This is a genomic window from Zoogloea oryzae (assembly GCF_030161255.1).
Taxonomy (GTDB): Bacteria; Pseudomonadota; Gammaproteobacteria; order Burkholderiales; family Rhodocyclaceae; genus Zoogloea; species Zoogloea oryzae.
In genome coordinates, this window is the sequence record NZ_BSPX01000032.1 from 1 (window position 1) to 17,296 (window position 17,296).

Annotated in this window: 11 protein-coding genes; 5 read left to right on the forward strand and 6 right to left on the reverse strand. The window is 66.0% G+C overall.

What is annotated here, in order from left to right; genetic code table 11:
• From QQK25_RS11650 to QQK25_RS11660, 3 genes are all read left to right on the forward strand, one after another.
• A partial coding sequence (locus QQK25_RS11650) for a DUF2894 domain-containing protein (protein ID WP_284188087.1) occupies nt 1–592 on the forward strand: 592 nt, incomplete at its 5' end.
• 500 nt (nt 593–1,092) lie between these two features.
• Nucleotides 1,093–1,302 (forward strand): hypothetical protein, encoded by a 210-nt coding sequence (locus QQK25_RS11655; protein WP_284188088.1) that lies wholly within the window; start codon nt 1,093–1,095, stop codon nt 1,300–1,302.
• The gene (locus tag QQK25_RS11660) at nt 1,303–1,563 is read left to right on the forward strand and encodes a hypothetical protein (RefSeq protein WP_284188089.1); all 261 of its coding nucleotides are present in this window, start codon (nt 1,303–1,305) and stop codon (nt 1,561–1,563) included.
• 64 nt (nt 1,564–1,627) lie between these two features.
• Here QQK25_RS11660 and QQK25_RS11665 read toward each other — a convergent pair whose 3' ends face one another.
• From QQK25_RS11665 to glmU, 3 genes are all read right to left on the reverse strand, one after another.
• Nucleotides 1,628–3,463, reverse strand: a complete 1,836-nt coding sequence (locus QQK25_RS11665; protein ID WP_284188090.1) for a 5'-nucleotidase C-terminal domain-containing protein — start codon at nt 3,461–3,463, stop codon at nt 1,628–1,630.
• 152 nt (nt 3,464–3,615) lie between these two features.
• Nucleotides 3,616–5,454: a glutamine--fructose-6-phosphate transaminase (isomerizing) gene (gene glmS / locus QQK25_RS11670; protein WP_284188091.1), complete on the reverse strand. Its 1,839-nt coding sequence runs from the start codon at nt 5,452–5,454 to the stop codon at nt 3,616–3,618.
• Between the two features lie 58 nt (nt 5,455–5,512).
• A complete protein-coding gene (gene glmU, locus QQK25_RS11675; protein WP_284188092.1) occupies nt 5,513–6,877 on the reverse strand; it encodes a bifunctional UDP-N-acetylglucosamine diphosphorylase/glucosamine-1-phosphate N-acetyltransferase GlmU in 1,365 nt (454 codons plus the stop codon).
• A gap of 205 nt (nt 6,878–7,082) precedes the next feature.
• Here glmU and QQK25_RS11680 point away from each other — a divergent pair, with 205 nt between their 5' ends.
• Nucleotides 7,083–8,495 carry a bifunctional enoyl-CoA hydratase/phosphate acetyltransferase gene (locus QQK25_RS11680; RefSeq protein ID WP_284188093.1) on the forward strand — a complete coding sequence of 471 codons (1,413 nt, stop codon included), beginning with the start codon at nt 7,083–7,085 and terminating at the stop codon, nt 8,493–8,495.
• Entirely contained in the window at nt 8,492–9,691 is a 1,200-nt protein-coding gene (locus QQK25_RS11685) for an acetate/propionate family kinase (RefSeq protein ID WP_284188094.1), read from the forward strand. The genes QQK25_RS11680 and QQK25_RS11685 overlap by 4 nt, the downstream gene beginning before the upstream one ends.
• Nucleotides 9,692–9,781: 90 nt before the next feature.
• Here the strand turns inward: QQK25_RS11685 and QQK25_RS11690 are convergent, their stop codons facing one another.
• From QQK25_RS11690 to QQK25_RS11700, 3 genes are all read right to left on the reverse strand, one after another.
• Nucleotides 9,782–11,248, reverse strand: coding sequence for a glutamate synthase subunit beta (locus QQK25_RS11690; protein ID WP_284188095.1), 1,467 nt, complete (start codon nt 11,246–11,248; stop codon nt 9,782–9,784).
• 1 nt (nt 11,249) lies between these two features.
• Nucleotides 11,250–15,926: a glutamate synthase-related protein gene (locus tag QQK25_RS11695; protein ID WP_284188096.1), complete on the reverse strand. Its 4,677-nt coding sequence runs from the start codon at nt 15,924–15,926 to the stop codon at nt 11,250–11,252.
• Nucleotides 15,927–16,159: 233 nt separating this feature from the next.
• The gene (locus tag QQK25_RS11700) at nt 16,160–17,284 is read right to left on the reverse strand and encodes a deoxyguanosinetriphosphate triphosphohydrolase (protein ID WP_284188097.1); all 1,125 of its coding nucleotides are present in this window, start codon (nt 17,282–17,284) and stop codon (nt 16,160–16,162) included.
• Nucleotides 17,285–17,296 lie beyond the last annotated feature (12 nt).

Below are 17,296 nucleotides of genomic sequence, written 5' to 3' on the forward strand. Positions count from 1 at the left end.
CCTCGCCGCGCTGCTTGCCGACTACACCGCCCGCCTGGACAAAACCCGCAACGAGGCCGACACCCGCCTCGCCCGCGCCTGCGGTGAGTTCCCCGACGCCGCCGACGCGCTCACCGCCCTCCACGCCGGCGGCCACTTCGCCCAGTTCCGCCAACGCATCGCCCGGCTCGAAGCTGCCCGGCGCGCCCCCCTGCTCGCCAACCTCGTCACCCACATCGACCAGCGCAAGCGGGCCGACACCGCCGGCACCCCGGCCAGCCCCACCGACGACGCCGACGCCCCGGTCGACATCAGCTCCCTCGCCTACTTCGAGAAGATCTGGGCCGAGCTGAAGGTCGAACAGCAACTCGCCGAAGCCCTCGCCCAGGCCCCGGAAAACGCCGGCCCCCTCAACTCCCACCTCCTCGCGCTGCAATCCCTCAAGCTCATGCGCGACCTCTCGCCGGGCTACCTCAAGCGCTTCGTCTCCTACGTGGATGCCCTGCTGTGGCTCGACCAGGCCGACAACGCCGGCAAACCTGCGCCCAAAAACGCAGCCAAGAGCGAGAAGGACAAGAAGCGCAAGGCCACGCCGCGGGGCAAGAAGGCCTGAAACGGAGCTGCAATGGATCGAGCGGAGGCTCGGACCTCCCGGTTCGGCGCTTTTTGCTCCCGGTTGAGAGCTGCAAGCTCCCGGGTCGGATAAATTTGCTCCCGACCGGGAGTGTTTCACTCCGAGTTGGGAGAAATCTGCTCCCGGCTGGGAGCATTTCGCTCCGAGTCGGGACCTTTTTGCTCCGAACCGGGAGCTCAATCGTCCGAACCGGGAGCAAAAAGCGCCCAACCGGGACGATCGATCTCCCAACCCGGCGCAGCGTTTGGAGGTGGGATGTCGGCTCACGCTGCACGACCCCGACCTACCGGCGACTTCAAGCGGCTCGGGCGGAAACAGCCCAGCTCCTGCAGGCAATATCGGTTAGCCATCACCGCCAGAGTCCCGTCGTCATGGGGTGAGGGCTCCGGGACTTAGCGTTACGCCGCATCAATCCAGCCAGCGGGCCATACGGTCGAGCAGGACATTTTTCGCAGCAAGTCGCAACACAGGACATACAAGTGAGAGTCTTCAGCGCAGCAATCCTCCTGGCCGTTTCCGGATGCATGCTTTCAGGCATTGACAAGCCGAGTCGGTACGACTTCGAAACGTGGAAGAAAGAGGGGACGTCGATTACCGAAACCCAGATTGCAATGCTGGAATGCGGTTACCACTCAATTTATTGGAACGGATCGATGGAGTTCGCTGAAATAACGACCGCCCATCTGTGAATGAAAAAAATCGGTTTTGTCAGCACGTCCGCGGATGATTACTTCAGCTGCCGCAACAAAAAATTGCGCGATCATCCCAGCTGCGCCTTGGATGCATTGATTCCAGCGCCCAGCGTCGAACGTCGCCTAAACAGCCCCACCTGCAAGGAATACCCGAAGGCCTATGCCTGCCAGCCCCCTGGCACCCCTATCCCCACGGATGCCGAACTGGAAAACCTGAAGCGACAACGGAAGTCCATGCCGGTCAGGCAAGCAGAGTGAAGCCCGACGCCGCCGCGTCAAGCCACCACCGCGTGCCTCGTTGCCCACAGGCGGCGCCCACCCATCAAGGCGTCTCGATATACGACTGCGTGCTCCGCGCCGCCGCGGCCGGCTTGGTCAGCGCGCCCTTGCTGCGCACGTACTGCAGGAAGGAATCGGCGTAATCCAGGAAGGTGTCTTCGCGCTGGGCGGCGGGGATGGTCTTGAAGGTGTCGTACTTGTCGCCGCCTTCGGCGGTGAAGTTGTTGGTGATGAGCTTGTAGCTGGCGGCCATGTCGAGGGCGACCCACGCGCCGCTGCTGTTGCGGATTTCCAGGTTGCTCACCCGGTTGCCCTTGGTCTGGTTCATATCCACCCGGAAGCGCAGGCCGCCGGTGTAGGGGTAGGCGCCGGTGCCGGTGCCGTTCATCACCGAATCCACGCCGTCTTCCAGCGCCGATTTGACCTGGGCGCCGGTGAGCACCAGCCGGTAGAGGGTGTTCTTGAAGGGCAGCAGGGTGTAGATGCGGCCGACGGTGAGGTTGCCGGCGGGCAGGTCGATGCGCACGCCACCGGCGTTCTGCAGGCTGATGTCGGCGCCGCCGAAGCGCTGGCCTTGCTCCAGGAAGGCGTCGGCCACGAGCTGCTGGATGTCGCCGCCCTGGGCGATCACGGTGGCGTCCTTGTTGCAGACGTCGCCCAGGCTGGAGCGGCTGGTGTCGCGCTTGGTGCCGGGTACGCGGCGCAGGCACAGGTTGTCGGCGGCGCTGCCGGCCACCTGGGTGCCGAGGGCGTCCTTGGCGGCCTTGAAGGGCGCCAGCGCCGCGGTGGCGGCGGCCGACGGGGTGGTGGTGCGGAACACGCCGGAGGCGTCGAGCTGGCTGCGGTAGGCGGCGGCGTCGGCCGCGGAGGCGGCCGTGCTGCCCACCTTGTAGGTGTCGCCGACGAGCACCTGGGGCTTGCCGGTGCAGCTGGTCACCACGCCGTCGGCGTCGAACTTCACGTCGAGCGCGCCCACGGCGTAGGCGTACTGCCAGGCCTGGGCGATGCACACCGGGCGGCCGTCCTTGTCGGTGGCGGCGGTGGGATAGGCGCCGGAGGGCGTGAGGCCGAAGCCCTTCATGCTGTCGGGGCCGAGCAGGGTGTGGGAATCGCCGCCGACGATCACGTCCACGCCCGAAAGCCTGGGCGCGATGGCCTTGTCGGCGTCGTAGCCCAGGTGGGACATCAGCACGATCTTGTTCACCCCGCGGGCGCGCAGGGCGTCGATGGCGGCCTGGGCGGCGGTGGCTTCGTCGAGGAAGGTGGTGGTGGCGTCGGGGCGCGAGGCGAACTGGGTCTTGCCCTTGACGGTGAGGCCGATCACGCCGATCTGCTGGCCGCTGCGCTGGATGATCGTGTAGTCGGCGATGCGGGAGGCGAGCGGCGAGCCGGCCGCGGGGCGGACGTTGGCCGACAGCACCGGCGTCTGGCAGCTGCCGGCGCGCAGGTAGTCGATGAACTTCACGAGGCCGTTGTCGGCGCTGTCGAATTCGTGGTTGCCGAGGGTGAAGGCGTCGAAGCACACGGTGTTCATCAGCACCGCGTCGGCCTGGCCTTCGCTCTGGGTGAAATACAGGTCACCGGTGATGGCGTCGCCGGCGTGGAGCTTGAGCACGTTGGGCTTGCTCGCCGCCAGCTGCTCGATGGCGGCGGTGACGCGGGCGAAGCCGCCCAGGTCGACGGTGACCGAGCGGCTGGCACCGGTGGCGTCCTTGAGGGTCAGCGCGGTGGTCTCGGCATCCAGGTGCGAGTGGTGGTCGTTGATGTGCAGGATGCTCAGGTCGAGAGGCTCGCCGTGATTGCTGCTGCCGCCACAGGCGGCAAGGCTGAGGGCGCACAGGGACGCGGCGAGGGTGCGCAGCGGGGTCGTGATTTGCATGGAGGGCGTGGCCGTGGGCAGTAGTGGATTTCCCTGCAGGCTAACGGCCTCACGTTAAGCCCCCGTGAAACCAGCCCGGGCGCAAAAAAGCCAACGCCCGATTGGCATCGGGCGTTGGCTTTAGGGTGGCTCGGCCCTGCCGGGCCCGGCGCTTACTCGACAGTGACCGACTTGGCGAGGTTGCGCGGCTTGTCCACGTCGGTGCCCTTGACGAGGGCGGCGTGGTAGCTGAGGAGCTGCAGCGGGATCACGTGGAGGATCGGGGAGAGCATCCCGTAGTGCTCGGGCATGTGCAGGATGTGCACGCCTTCGGATTCGGCGATCTCGGAGCCGGCATCGGCGAACACGTAGAGCTCACCACCGCGGGCGCGGACTTCCTGGAGGTTGCTCTTGAGCTTTTCGAGCAGCTCGTCGGCAGGGGCCACGGCGATGACGGGCATCTCCTTGTCCACCAGCGCCAGCGGGCCGTGCTTGAGCTCGCCGGCGGCGTAGCTTTCGGCGTGGATGTAGGAGATTTCCTTGAGCTTGAGGGCACCTTCCATCGCGATGGGCCAGTGGCTGCCGCGGCCGAGGAAGAGCGCGTGGTGCTTGCCGGCGAAGCGCTGGGCCCACTTCTCGATCTCGGGTTCGAGCTCCAGCACCTTGCCCACGGCCACCGGCAGGTGACGCATCTGGGTGAGGTAGCCGGCTTCCTGCTCGGCGGAGAGGCGGCCGTTGATCTTGGCGAGCGCCAGGGTCAGCAGCGCCAGCGCGGCGAGCTGGGTGGTGAAGGCCTTGGTGGAGGCCACGCCGATCTCGGGGCCGGCACGGGTGATGAAGCGCAGCGCGGATTCACGGACGATGGCGGATTCGGGCACGTTGCAGATCGCCAGGGTCTTGGTCATGCCCAGGCTCTTGGCGTGCTTGAGGGCGGCCAGGGTGTCGGCGGTTTCGCCGGACTGGGAGATGACGACGACCAGGGTGTCGGATTCGGGCACCGATTCGCGGTAGCGGTATTCGGAGGCGATCTCGACGGTGCAGGGGATCTTGGCGACGGATTCGAGCCAGTAGCGGGCGGTGAAGCCGGAGTGGTAGCTGGTGCCGCAGGCCAGGATCAGCACGCGGCGGGTGGCCTTGAGGACGTCCACGGCCTCGGCGCCGAAGATCTGCGGGCTGATGGCACCGGCGCCGGCGATCGGCTCGAGGGTGTTGGCCAGGGCCTGGGGCTGCTCGAAGATTTCCTTCTGCATGTAGTGACGGTACTTGCCCAGCTCGACGGCGTCGGCCGACAGGCTGGAGATGTTCACCGCGCGCTCGACGGGAGTGCCGTCGGTGAGGGTGACGCGGAAGCCGTCGAGGGTCAGCTCGGCCACGTCGCCGTCTTCGAGGTAGACCACCTTGCGGGTGACCTGCAGCAGCGCGGCGGTGTCGGAGGCGGCATAGTGGCCGTCCTCGCCGACGCCCAGGAGCAGCGGCGAGCCCTTGCGGGCGACGATCACGCGGCTGGTGTCGATCTCGGCCACCACGCCGATGGCGTAGGCGCCGACCAGCTCGGCCACGGTGGCGCGAACGGCGTCGAACAGATCGGGGGTGGTCTTGAGCTTGTCGTGCAGCAGGTGGGCGATGGCTTCGGTGTCGGTCTCGGACGTGAACACGTAGCCCTTGGCGCGAAGCTGGGTACGCAGTTCCTCGAAGTTCTCGATGATGCCGTTATGCACCACCGCCAGGCCACCGGAGATGTGCGGGTGGGCGTTGCGCTCGGAGGGCACGCCGTGGGTGGCCCAGCGGGTGTGGGCGATGCCGATGTTGGCGGTGAGGCCGGTGGCGTCGGCCTGGGCGGTCAGTTCGGCCACCCGGCCGACGGCGCGCAGGCGCATGACTTCGGGCTTGCCCTCGGTCTTGAGGACGGCGAGGCCGGCGGAGTCGTAGCCGCGGTATTCAAGCTTGCGCAGCCCTTCGAGCAGCACGGGAACAATGTTGCGACGGGCAATGGCGGTGACGATGCCACACATGAGCGGAAACCTTTCGAAAAGGCCCGACCATCATGGCCGGGCCGAAAAAATGGGGAGATCAGGCTTTCTTGACTTTGACCGGGCGCTTCCAGCCCGGGATCGAGACCTGCTTGGCACGGGAAACCGTGAGCTCGCCGGCCGGCGCATCCTTCGACAGCGTGGTGCCGGCGCCGAGGGTGGCGCCCTTGCCGACGCGAACCGGGGCGACGAGCTGGGTGTCGGACCCGATGAACACGTCGTCCTCGATGATGGTGCGGAACTTGTTGGCACCATCGTAGTTGCAGGTGATGGTGCCGGCGCCCACATTGACCCGCTGGCCGATGTCGGCGTCGCCCACGTAGGCCAGGTGGTTGGCCTTGGAGTGGTTGGCGATCACGCTGTTCTTCACCTCGACGAAGTTGCCCAGGTGCACGTCCTCGCCCAGCACGGTGCCCGGGCGGGTGCGGGCGTAGGGGCCGATGGCGCAGGCGGCGCCCATCGTGGTGTCTTCGATGTGGGAGAACGGGGCGATCTTGGTGCCGGCGCCGATGGTGGCGTTGCGGATCACGCAGTTGGCGCCCACGCGCACGCCGTCGGCGAGCTCGACCTTACCTTCGAAGATGCAGTTCACGTCGATCTCGACATCACGCCCGCAGGTGAGCGTGCCGCGCACGTCGATGCGCGCCGGGTCGATCACGGTGACGCCGGCGTCGGTGAGGCCGCGGGCGATGTTGCGCTGATGGATGCGCTCGAGTTCGGCGAGCTGGGTCTTGTTGTTGACGCCGAGGGTTTCCTCGAAGGCGTCGGGCTGGGTGGTGACCACATCCAGGCCGTCGGCCACCGCCATGGCGATGATGTCGGTGAGGTAGTACTCGCCCTGGGCGTTGTCGTTTTTTAGGTTGGCGAGCCAGCCGCGCAGGCGCTCGACCGGTGCGGCGAGGATGCCGGTGTTCACCTCGCGCACCTGGCGCTGCTCGGGGCTGGCGTCCTTCTCCTCGACGATGCAGGTGACCTTGCCGGCGTCGTTGCGGATGATCCGGCCGTAGCCGGTGGGGTCGTCCATATCCACGGTGAGGAGCGCCAGTTGGCGGTCGCTGGCGGCGGCCATCAGGCGCTGCAGGGTGGGCACGCCGATCAGCGGTACGTCGCCGTAGAGGATCAGCGCGATGTCGCCGTCGTCGACCAGCGGCATGGCTTGCTGCACCGCATGGCCGGTGCCCTGGGGCGGGTCCTGACGGGCCCAGGCAAGATCGGGGGCGTCGAGGGCTTCACGCACCACTTCGCCGCCGTGGCCATACACCACCACGATGCGTCGGGCTTCCAGCACCCGGGCCGTGTCCAGCACGTGCCCCAGCATCGGTTTGGCCGCGAGGGGCTGAAGTACTTTCGGCAACACCGAGCGCATGCGCTTGCCCTGCCCGGCGGCGAGAACGATCACTTCCATGGACATCCTTCAATGCGGTTTGAATTTGGCTCGATCGGATTCTATCACGCGAGTTTTTATGAAAATTGCGACACAGTTCTCGAAACAGGCGGCATTGCCCCGCGAAGCGTGATGCGACGCAACAATCATTTGATCTAGTGCTAAAGTTAGTTTCGAGTCTTTCCGTAGAATCGTCGTGCTGCAAGGCAATAATTCAGGAAACATCATGACTACACAAGCTCGCGATTTCATCCAGAACCGCACCTTTGACGAAATCGCCATCGGCGACTCCGCCCAGCTCGTCCGCACCCTGCTCCCCGAGGACATCCACCTGTTCGCGGTGATGTCCGGCGACGTGAATCCCACCCACGTGGACCCGGAGTTCGCCCGTTCCAGCCAGTTCCGCGAGGTCGTCGGCCACTCCATGTGGGGTAGCGTGCTGATCTCGTCCATACTCGGCACCGAATTCCCCGGCCCCGGCACCGTGTATGTGGGCCAGACCCTCAAGTTCTGGCGCCCGATCACCATCGGCGACACCCTCACCGTCACCATCACCTGCGTCCAGCGCTTCGAGCACAACCATCATCTGATCCTCGAGTGCCTGTGCGTCAATCAGGACGGCCTGAAGGTCATCGACGGCACCGCCGAGGTGATGGCCCCCACCGAAAAGATCAAGCGCCCGCGCATGGCGCTGCCCGAGATCACCATCTCCGACCGCCAGCAGCGCTACCTTCACGTGCTCGAGATGACCAAGGGCATGGAGCCGATCCCCATCGCCGTGGCCCACCCCTGTGACACCGAATCCCTGCGCGGCCCGATCCAGGCCCGCGACGCCGGCCTCGTCATCCCGGTGCTGGTCGGCCCCGAAAGCAAGATCCGTGAAGTGGCCGAGCGTGAGGGCATCGACCTCCACGGCGTGCGCATTGTCGATGTGCCCCACAGCCACGCCTCGGCCGAAACCGCCGTGCGCATGGCCCGCAACGGCGAGGTGGACGCCCTGATGAAGGGCTCGCTGCACACCGACGAGCTGATGAGCGAAGTCGTCGCCAAGGAGACCGGCCTGCGCACCTCGCGCCGCATCTCCCATGTCTTCATGGCCGACGTGCCGACCTACCCGCATCCGCTGCTCATCACCGATGCGGCGATCAACATCTCGCCAAGCCTCGAAGACAAGGTCCACATCATCCAGAACGCCATCGAGCTGGCGATCATGATGGGCGTGCCCGAGCCCAAGGTGGCGATCCTCTCGGCGGTCGAGACGGTCAATGTGAAGATCCGCTCCACCCTCGACGCCGCCGCCCTGTGCAAGATGGCCGACCGCGGCCAGATCAAGGGCGGCCTGCTCGACGGCCCGCTGGCCTTCGACAACGCCGTGTCGCTCGTCGCCGCCAAGACCAAGGGCATCCGCTCCGCCGTCGCCGGCCAGGCGGACATCCTGGTGGTGCCCGACCTCGAATCCGGCAACATGGTCGCCAAGCAGCTCGAATACCTCGCCGACGCCCTGATGGCCGGCGTGGTGCTCGGCACCCGGGTGCCCATCGTGCTCACCAGCCGCGCCGATACCGCCGAAACCCGTACCGCATCCTGCGCCATCGCGCAGCTGATGGCCCACAAACGTCGCCAGGGAGTCCGCCTGTGAAAGCTGTCCTCATCCTCAACGCGGGCTCGTCCAGCCTGAAGTTCGCCCTCTTCCCGATGACCCCGAAGCTGGCCGACATGCCGCGCCTGTCGGGGCAGGTCGAAGGCATCGGCGCCGAGCCGCTGATGACCGCCAAGGACACCAGCTCCGGCGAACGCTTCACCGAAGCACTCACCGTGCCCGTGGGCACCGACCAGAACGGCCAGCACCGGCTGGCGCTGGAGTTCATCTTCGACTGGATCAACCGCCACAGCCCCGGCGTCGAGATCGTCGCCGCCGGCCACCGGATCGTGCATGGCGGCGACCACTACGGCGCCCCGGTGGTGCTGACCCCGGAAGTCGTCGCCGAGCTGGAAACCCTGATCCCCCTCGCGCCGCTCCACCAGCCCCACAACCTGCGCGCCATCAAGTCGCTGTTCGGGCTGATGCCGGACGTGCGTCAGGTCGGCTGCTTCGACACCGCCTTCCACCGCACCCGCCTGCCGGTGGCCGAGCGCTTCCCGCTGCCCCGCGCGCTGTTCAACGAAGGCGTGAAGCGCTACGGCTTCCATGGCCTGTCGTACGAATACGTGTCGCGCCAGCTGCCGGATCTCCTCGGCGAAGAGAAGGCCCGCGGTGCCATCATCATCGCCCACCTGGGCAACGGCGCCAGCATGTGCGCACTGAACGAAGGGCAGTCCCGCGACACCTCGATGGGCTTCACCGCCGTCGACGGCCTGATGATGGGCACCCGCACCGGCAGCCTCGACCCCGGCGTGATCCTCCACCTCATCGAGCAGAAGGGCATGGACGCCAAGGGGCTGTCCAACCTGATCTACAAGCAGTCGGGCCTGCTGGGCGTCTCCGGCCTCAGCCAGGACATGCGCGCGCTGCTCGAATCCGACGAAGATTCAGCCAAGGAAGCCATCGAGCTGTTCTGCTACCGCGCGGCCTGCATGATCGGCCAGCTGTCGATGGCGGCCGGCGGCCTCGAGGCGCTGGTGTTCACCGGCGGCATCGGCGAGCACGCCGCGCCGATCCGCGCCCGCATCGCCGAGTGGCTGGAATGGACCGGCCTGCGCCTGTACCCGGCCGCCAACCAACGCCACGCCACGCGCATCCACACCAAGGACAGCAAGGTCGAGGTGCTGGTGGTGCCGACCAACGAGGAATGGATGATCGGCCACCACGCGGTGAATCTGCTCGGCCTGGGCTGAGCCCTCACCCGCCCCGGCCCGCCGCCGGGGCCGCAAAAACAAAAAGCCCGGGTCACCCCGGGCTTTTTGCTGGCTGCGATGATCCGTGGATCAGCGCGGCAGGACGGACGAGCCCATCAGGAAGGCGTCGACCTCGCGGGCAGCCTGACGGCCTTCGCGGATCGCCCACACCACCAGGGACTGACCACGACGCACGTCACCGGCGGCGAAGACCTTATCCACGTTGGTGCGGTAGCAGCCTTCGCCGTCGGTCGTCGCCTTGGCATTGGCGCGGGCGTCCTTCTCGACACCGAAAGCGTCGAGCAGCGAACCCACCGGGTTGGTGAAGCCCATCGCCAAGAAAGCAGCGTCGCAGGGCAGCTCGAACTCGGAGCCGGCCACTTCGGCCATCTTGCCGTCCTTCCAGTCGAGGCGGACAGCCTTCAGGGCCTTGACGTTGCCCTTGCCGTCATCCACGAAGCCCTTGGTCGCCACCGCGAAATCGCGGGAGCAGCCTTCGTCGTGGGAGGACGAGGTGCGCAGCTTGTACGGCCAGTACGGCCAGGTCAGCGCCTTGTTCTCGGACTCCGGGGGCATCGGCATCAGCTCGAACTGGGTCACCGAAGCCGCACCGTGGCGGTTGGAGGTGCCCACGCAGTCGGAACCGGTGTCGCCGCCACCGATCACGATGACGTGCTTGCCCTTGACGTTGATCGGGTTGGCGATGCCCTGCTGGACTTCCTTGTTCTGCGGGATCAGGAATTCCAGCGCGGCGTAGATGCCCTTCAGCTCGCGGCCCGGGACCGGCAGGTCGCGCGGCACTTCGGAGCCGGCGGCCAGGATCACGGCGTCGAACTCGGCCTTGAGCGCCTCGGCGGAGACGACTTCGGTGGCGTCGTTGTTGATGCCGGCGGGAAGGTTCTTGTCGCCGACCAGCACCTTGGTCTTGAAGACCACGCCTTCGGCCTGCATCTGCTCGACGCGGCGGTCGATGACCGCCTTGTCGAGCTTGAAGTCGGGGATACCGAAGCCGAGCAGACCGCCGATGCGGCTGCTCTTCTCGAACACGGTCACGTCGTGGCCGACGCGGGCCAGCTGCTGGGCGGCAGCCAGGCCGGCGGGGCCGGAACCGACGACCGCGACCTTCTTGCCGGTCTTGACAGCGGACGGCTGCGGCTTGACCCAGCCGTTTTCCCAGGCCTTGTCGATGATCGCGTGCTCGATCGACTTGATGCCCACGGCTTCGGTGTTGATGTTCAGCGTGCAGGCGGCTTCACAGGGCGCCGGACAGATGCGGCCGGTGAAGTCCGGGAAGTTGTTGGTCGAGTGCAGGACCTCGATCGCTTCCTTCCAGTTGCCGCGGTAAACCAGGTCATTCCAGTCAGGAATGATGTTGTTCACCGGACAGCCGTTGTTGCAGAACGGGATGCCGCAGTCCATGCAGCGCGCGCCCTGCTTGCTCGCTTCTTCGTCGGTCAGGGTGACGACGAATTCCTTGTAGTTCTTGAGACGTTGCTCGACCGGCGCATAAGCCTCGGAGAGGCGCTCGAATTCGAGAAATCCAGTTGGCTTGCCCATGTTACGCGGCCTCCAGTTCTTTCTGTTGTTGCGCGGCCATTTCGGCCAGCGCGCGACGGTATTCGTGCGGCATCACCTTGACGAACTTGCAGCGGTAGGCTGCCCAGTCGGCCAGGATGGCCTTGGCGCGTTCGCTGCCGGTGTAGGTGGCGTGACGTTCGATCAGCATCTTCAGCAGGGCCTCGTCGGCCATGCCCAGGTGACGCACGTCGACACGGCCGTGGCCTTCGAGATCGTCGCCGGCCTCGGAACCCTTGCGGGCGGCGAATTCCTCTTCGACCGGCTCCAGGGCCACCTGGGCCATGTTGCAGCGGGATTCGAAGGTGCCGTCTTCGTCGAACACGTAGGCAACGCCACCGGACATGCCCGCCGCGAAGTTGCGGCCGGTCATGCCGAGCACCACCACGGTGCCGCCGGTCATGTATTCGCAGCCGTGGTCGCCCACGCCTTCGACGACCGTGGTCGCACCGGAGTTACGCACCGCGAAACGCTCGCCGCCAACGCCGGCGAAGTAGGCTTCGCCTTCGGTGGCACCGTACAGCACGGTGTTGCCGATGATGATGTTGGACGGGGTGTCGCACTTGAAGCCGGGCGCCGGGCGGACGACGATGCGGCCACCGGAGAGGCCCTTGCCGACGTAGTCGTTGCCTTCACCCACCAGTTCGAGGGTCAGGCCGCGGGACAGGAAGGCGCCGAAGCTCTGGCCGGCAGTGCCGTTGAGCTTGATATGCACGGTGTCGTCCGGCAGGCCGGCGTGACCGTACTTGGCGGCAAACCTTCCCGACAGCATCGCGCCGACGGTGCGGTTGATGTTGCGCACCGGCAGTTCGATGTTGACCTTCTCGCCGTTCTCGAGGGCCGGCTTGGCCAGCTCGATGAGCTGGTTGTCCAGCGCCTTGCCCAAGTTGTGGTCCTGGGTTTCGGTGTGGATGCGCGGCACGTCGGCGGGGACGTTCGGCAGGTGGAAGATGCGGCTGTAGTCCAGGCCGCTGGCCTTCCAGTGGTCGATGCCGGCACGCATGTCGAGGAGGTCGGCACGGCCGATCAGGTCTTCGAACTTGCGGATGCCCAGCTGGGCCATCAGCTCGCGCACTTCTTCGGCAACGAAGAAGAAGTAGTTCACCACATGCTCCGGCTGGCCGGAGAAACGCTTGCGAAGGGTCGGATCCTGCGTGGCCACGCCCACCGGACAGGTGTTCAGGTGGCACTTGCGCATCATGATGCAGCCTTCGACGACCAGCGGCGCGGTGGCGAAGCCGAACTCATCCGCACCCAGCAGGGCGCCGATGACGACGTCGCGACCGGTCTTGATCTGGCCGTCGACCTGCACGCGGATGCGGCTGCGCAGGCGGTTGAGCACCAGGGTCTGCTGGGTTTCGGCAAGGCCGAGTTCCCACGGCGAACCGGCGTACTTGATCGACGACAGCGGCGAGGCACCGGTACCACCGTCGTGACCGGCGATGACCACGTGGTCGGCCTTGGCCTTGGCGACACCGGCGGCAACCGTGCCGACGCCCACTTCGGACACCAGCTTCACCGAGATGTCGGCGACCGGGTTGGTGTTCTTCAGGTCGTGGATCAGCTGGGCCAGATCCTCGATCGAGTAGATGTCGTGGTGCGGCGGGGGCGAGATCAGGCCGACGCCCGGCACCGAGTGACGCAGGAAGCCGATGTATTCGGAGACCTTGTGGCCGGGCAGCTGACCGCCTTCACCGGGCTTGGCGCCCTGGGCCATCTTGATCTGGATCTGGTCGGCATTGACCAGGTATTCGGTGGTCACGCCAAAGCGGCCGGAAGCCACCTGCTTGATCGACGAACGCAGGCTGTCGCCGGCCTTCAGTTCGATGTCGCGCTCGACGCGGCTGGCGCCGATGACTTCGGACAGGGTGGTGTCCTTGGCGATCGGGAAGAAGCGCTTCGGATCCTCGCCGCCTTCACCGGTGTTCGACTTGCCGCCGATGCGGTTCATCGCCACGGCGAGGGTGGTGTGGGCTTCGGTCGAGATCGAGCCGAGGGACATCGCGCCGGTGGCGAAACGCTTGACGATCTCCTTGGCGGACTCGACTTCTTCCAGCGGCACTGGGGCGCCAGCGGGCTTGAGGTCGAACAGGCCGCGCAGGGTCATGTGGCGCTTGCTCTGATCGTTGATGATCTTGGCGTATTCCTTGTACGTGTCGTACTTGCCGGAGCGGGTGGAGTGCTGGAGCTTGGCGATGGCGTCCGGGGTCCACATGTGCTCTTCGCCGCGGACACGGAAGGCGTACTCGCCGCCGGCGTCGAGGGCGTTGGCGAGCACCGGATCGGCGCTGAAGGCCTGCTGGTGCAGGCGGATCGCCTCTTCCATCACCTCGAACACGCTGATGCCTTCAACCTGCGACGAGGTGCCGGTGAAGTACTTCTCGACCAGCGACTTCTGGAGGCCGATGGCTTCGAAGATCTGCGCGCCGGTGTAGGACATGAAGGTGGAGATGCCCATCTTGGACATGACCTTCATGAGGCCCTTGCCGACACCCTTGATGAAGTGCTTGGTGTACTTCTCGGTGAGTTCGGCGTCGCCCTTGGCGATCTGGGCCAGGGTTTCGAGGGCGAGGTAGGGATGCACCGCCTCGGCGCCGTAGCCAGCCAGCACGGCGAAGTGGTGGGTCTCGCGGGCGGAGCCGGTCTCGACGACCAGGCCGGTGCGGGTACGCAGGCCCTGGGTGACCAGGTGCTGGTGGATCGCCGAGGTGGCGAGCAGCGCCGGGATCGCGACGTTGTCGGCGTCGACCTTGCGGTCGGAGACGATCAGGATGTTGGAGCCGTTGAGCACCGCGTTCTCGGCTTCGGCGCACAGGGAGGCCAGGCGCGCTTCGACGCCCTGCTTGCCCCAGGCGAGCGGGTAGCAGATGTCGAGTTCGGCGGAGCGGAACTTGTTGCCGGTGTAGCCAGCGATGCCACGCAGCTTCGCCATGTCGGCAAAGGTGAGCACCGGCTGAGTGACTTCCAGGCGGTACGGCGGGTTGATCTCGTTGATGCCGAGCAGGTTCGGACGCGGGCCGACGAAGGACACCAGCGACATGACCAGCTGTTCGCGGATCGGGTCGATCGGCGGGTTGGTCACCTGGGCGAACAGCTGACGGAAGTAGTTGTAGATCGGCTTGTTGCGCGAGGACAGGACGGCCAGCGGGCTGTCGTTGCCCATCGAACCGGCGGCTTCCTCACCGCTCTTGGCCATCGGCTCGAGGATGAACTTGATGTCTTCCTGGGTGTAGCCGAAGGCCTGCTGACGATCCAGCAGGGAGGCGGAGAAGGTCGGCGCGGCATCGGCTTCGGGCTCGGCACAGGAGTCGAGCTTGATGTTGATGCGGGACAGCCATTCCTGGTAGGGCTTGGCGGCGGCGAGGGACTCCTTGAGCTCCTTGTCGTCGATGATGCGGCCCTGCTCCATGTCGATCAGGAACATCTTGCCCGGCTGCAGGCGCCACTTCTTGACGATCTTCTCGTCGGGGATCGGCAGCACGCCGGATTCGGACGCCATGACCACATAGTCGTCATCGGTGACGAGGTAGCGGGCGGGGCGCAGGCCGTTACGGTCGAGGGTGGCGCCGATCTGGCGGCCATCGGTGAAGGCCACGGCGGCGGGGCCGTCCCACGGCTCCATCATGGCGGCGTGGTATTCGTAGAAGGCGCGACGCTTCTGGTCCATCAGCGTGTGGGATTCCCAGGCTTCGGGAATCATCATCATCATCGCGTGGGCCAGGGAGTAGCCGCTCATCACCAGCAGTTCGAGGGCGTTGTCGAAGGCGGCGGAGTCGGACTGACCCGGATAGATCAGCGGCCACAGCTTCTGCAGGTCTTCACCCAGCAGCGGCGAGTGGGTGCCCTTCTCGCGGGCACGCATCCAGTTGTAGTTGCCACGAACCGTGTTGATTTCGCCGTTGTGGGCGATGTAACGGAACGGGTGGGCCAGATGCCAGGTCGGGAAGGTGTTGGTCGAGAAGCGCTGGTGGACGAGCGACAGCGCGGACACGCAACGCGGATCCTGCAGGTCGAAGTAGTACTGGCCGACCTGGTCGGCGAGGAGGAGACCCTTGTAGTTGATGGTCCGGGCGGACATCGACGGGGTGTAGAACTCCTTGGAGTGCTTGAGCTTGAGCGCGGCGATGGCGTTGGCGGCACGGCGACGGATCACGTACAGCTTGCGCTCGAGGGCGTCGGTGACCATCACGTCGGGACCGCGGCCGATGAAGACCTGACGGATCACCGGCTCCTTGGCCTTGACGGTGGGCGACATGGGCATGGCCGGATCGGTCGGCACATCGCGCCAGCCGAGGACGACCTGGCCTTCGGCACGGGTGGCACGCTCAATCTCTTCCTCGCAGGCGAGGCGGGAGGCGTGCTCCTTCGGCAGGAAGACCATGCCGACACCGTAGTCGCCGGCGGGCGGCAGCGTCACGCCCTGCTTGGCCATCTCTTCGCGGAACAGGGTGTCCGGAATCTGGATGAGGATGCCGGCGCCGTCGCCTTGCAGCGGATCGGCACCCACAGCACCCCGGTGATCCAGGTTCTTCAGGATTTCGAGACCCTGCAGAACGATGTCGTGAGTCTTGTTGCCCTTGATATGTGCGATGAAGCCGACACCACAGGCGTCATGTTCGTTGGCGGGGTCGTACAGACCCTGCTCCAGGGGAAGATCCATCTTGTTTTTCCTCGACACAACACACACCGGCGTTCGCGTTGCTGTAACGCCGGACCTTCAAACTGCGGAAAACGCCCCGTCCGAACCGTGAAAAAGCCGGCAAAGCATGGCCGGCCGGCTACGCGAGATCCCGACGAGGAGACCGTTCAAACACATTGGGCGAGGGTCGAATATACCGCCGCAGGTGCCCGTCCTTCAAGGATTTTTTGCGCTGCCGCAAGACCGGCGCGGCTTCAGTAGATTTCGCCGACGGCAAACAGGCGGCGATGTTCCTTCATGGCATAGCGGTCGGTCATGCCCGCGATGTAGTCGGCGATGGCACGCGGCTTGTCGCTGCGGGCCATCTGCTGGTACTGGGGCGGCAGCAGGCGCGGGTCGTTCATGAAGGCGCCGAAGAGGTCCTGGATGATGCGTCGGGCCTTGTCGGTCATGCGCAGCACCTGGTAGTGGTGGTAGAGGTTGTCGCGGAGGAAGCCCTTGAGAATCCGCAGTTCGGGCAGCAGATCGGTGCTGTAGGCCACCAGGCGCGGCGCGCGACGAACGTCCTCAAGGCTGGTAACGCCAGCTGCCAGGATGTTGTCACGGGTCTGATCGATGAGATCGACCGCCATCATGTTGATCATGCGCCGGATGGTCTCGTGGATCAGGCGGCGACCGGCCAGACCGGGGTAGGCCGCTTCGACAGTGCGCCGGTTGCGGGCGAAGATCGGCACCGCATCAAGCTGCTCGAGGCTAATGAGGCCCGAGCGCAGGCCGTCGTCCACGTCGTGGTTGTTGTAGGCGATCTCGTCGGCGAGGTTGGCGAGCTGGGCCTCGAGGGATGGCTGGCGACCTTCGAGAAAACGCCGGCCGATGTCGCCGAGCAGCTCGGCATTCTTCGGCGAGCAATGCTTGAGGATGCCCTCCCGCGTTTCGTGGAGGAGGTTGAGGCCGTTGAAATCGGCGTAGCTCTCTTCGAGCAGATCGACGGTGCGCAGGGACTGGAGGTTGTGCTCGAAGCCGCCGAAATCCTTCATGCACCCGTTGAGCGCCTCCTGGCCGGCGTGGCCGAAGGGGGTGTGACCCAGATCGTGGGAGAGGGCGACGGCTTCGGCGAGATCCTCGTTGAGGTGCAGCGCCCGGGCGATCGAGCGGGTGATCTGGGCGACCTCGATGCTGTGGGTGAGGCGGGTGCGGAAAAGGTCGCCTTCGTGGTTCACGAAGACCTGGGTTTTGTATTCGAGCCGCCGGAAGGCCGTGCAGTGGACGATGCGATCCCGGTCGCGCTGGAACTCACCGCGGGCGAGCGGCGGCGGCTCGGGCAGCTGGCGCCCGCGGGAGTTGGCTTCGGTGACGGCGTAGGGCGCGAGATCGGTCATGTTTTCCCGGCC

What these genes read in the sequence shown, in the direction of transcription:
- QQK25_RS11660 (WP_284188089.1), top strand. Translation starts at nt 1,303, where the DNA reads ATGAAAAAAATCGGTTTTGTCAGCACGTCCGCGGATGATTACTTCAGC.
- QQK25_RS11690 (WP_284188095.1), bottom strand. Translation starts at nt 11,248, where the DNA reads ATGGGCAAGCCAACTGGATTTCTCGAATTCGAGCGCCTCTCCGAGGCT.
- QQK25_RS11700 (WP_284188097.1), bottom strand. Translation starts at nt 17,284, where the DNA reads ATGACCGATCTCGCGCCCTACGCCGTCACCGAAGCCAACTCCCGCGGG.
- glmS (WP_284188091.1), bottom strand. Translation starts at nt 5,454, where the DNA reads ATGTGTGGCATCGTCACCGCCATTGCCCGTCGCAACATTGTTCCCGTG.
- QQK25_RS11665 (WP_284188090.1), bottom strand. Translation starts at nt 3,463, where the DNA reads ATGCAAATCACGACCCCGCTGCGCACCCTCGCCGCGTCCCTGTGCGCC.
- QQK25_RS11695 (WP_284188096.1), bottom strand. Translation starts at nt 15,926, where the DNA reads ATGGATCTTCCCCTGGAGCAGGGTCTGTACGACCCCGCCAACGAACAT.
- QQK25_RS11680 (WP_284188093.1), top strand. Translation starts at nt 7,083, where the DNA reads ATGACTACACAAGCTCGCGATTTCATCCAGAACCGCACCTTTGACGAA.
- glmU (WP_284188092.1), bottom strand. Translation starts at nt 6,877, where the DNA reads ATGGAAGTGATCGTTCTCGCCGCCGGGCAGGGCAAGCGCATGCGCTCG.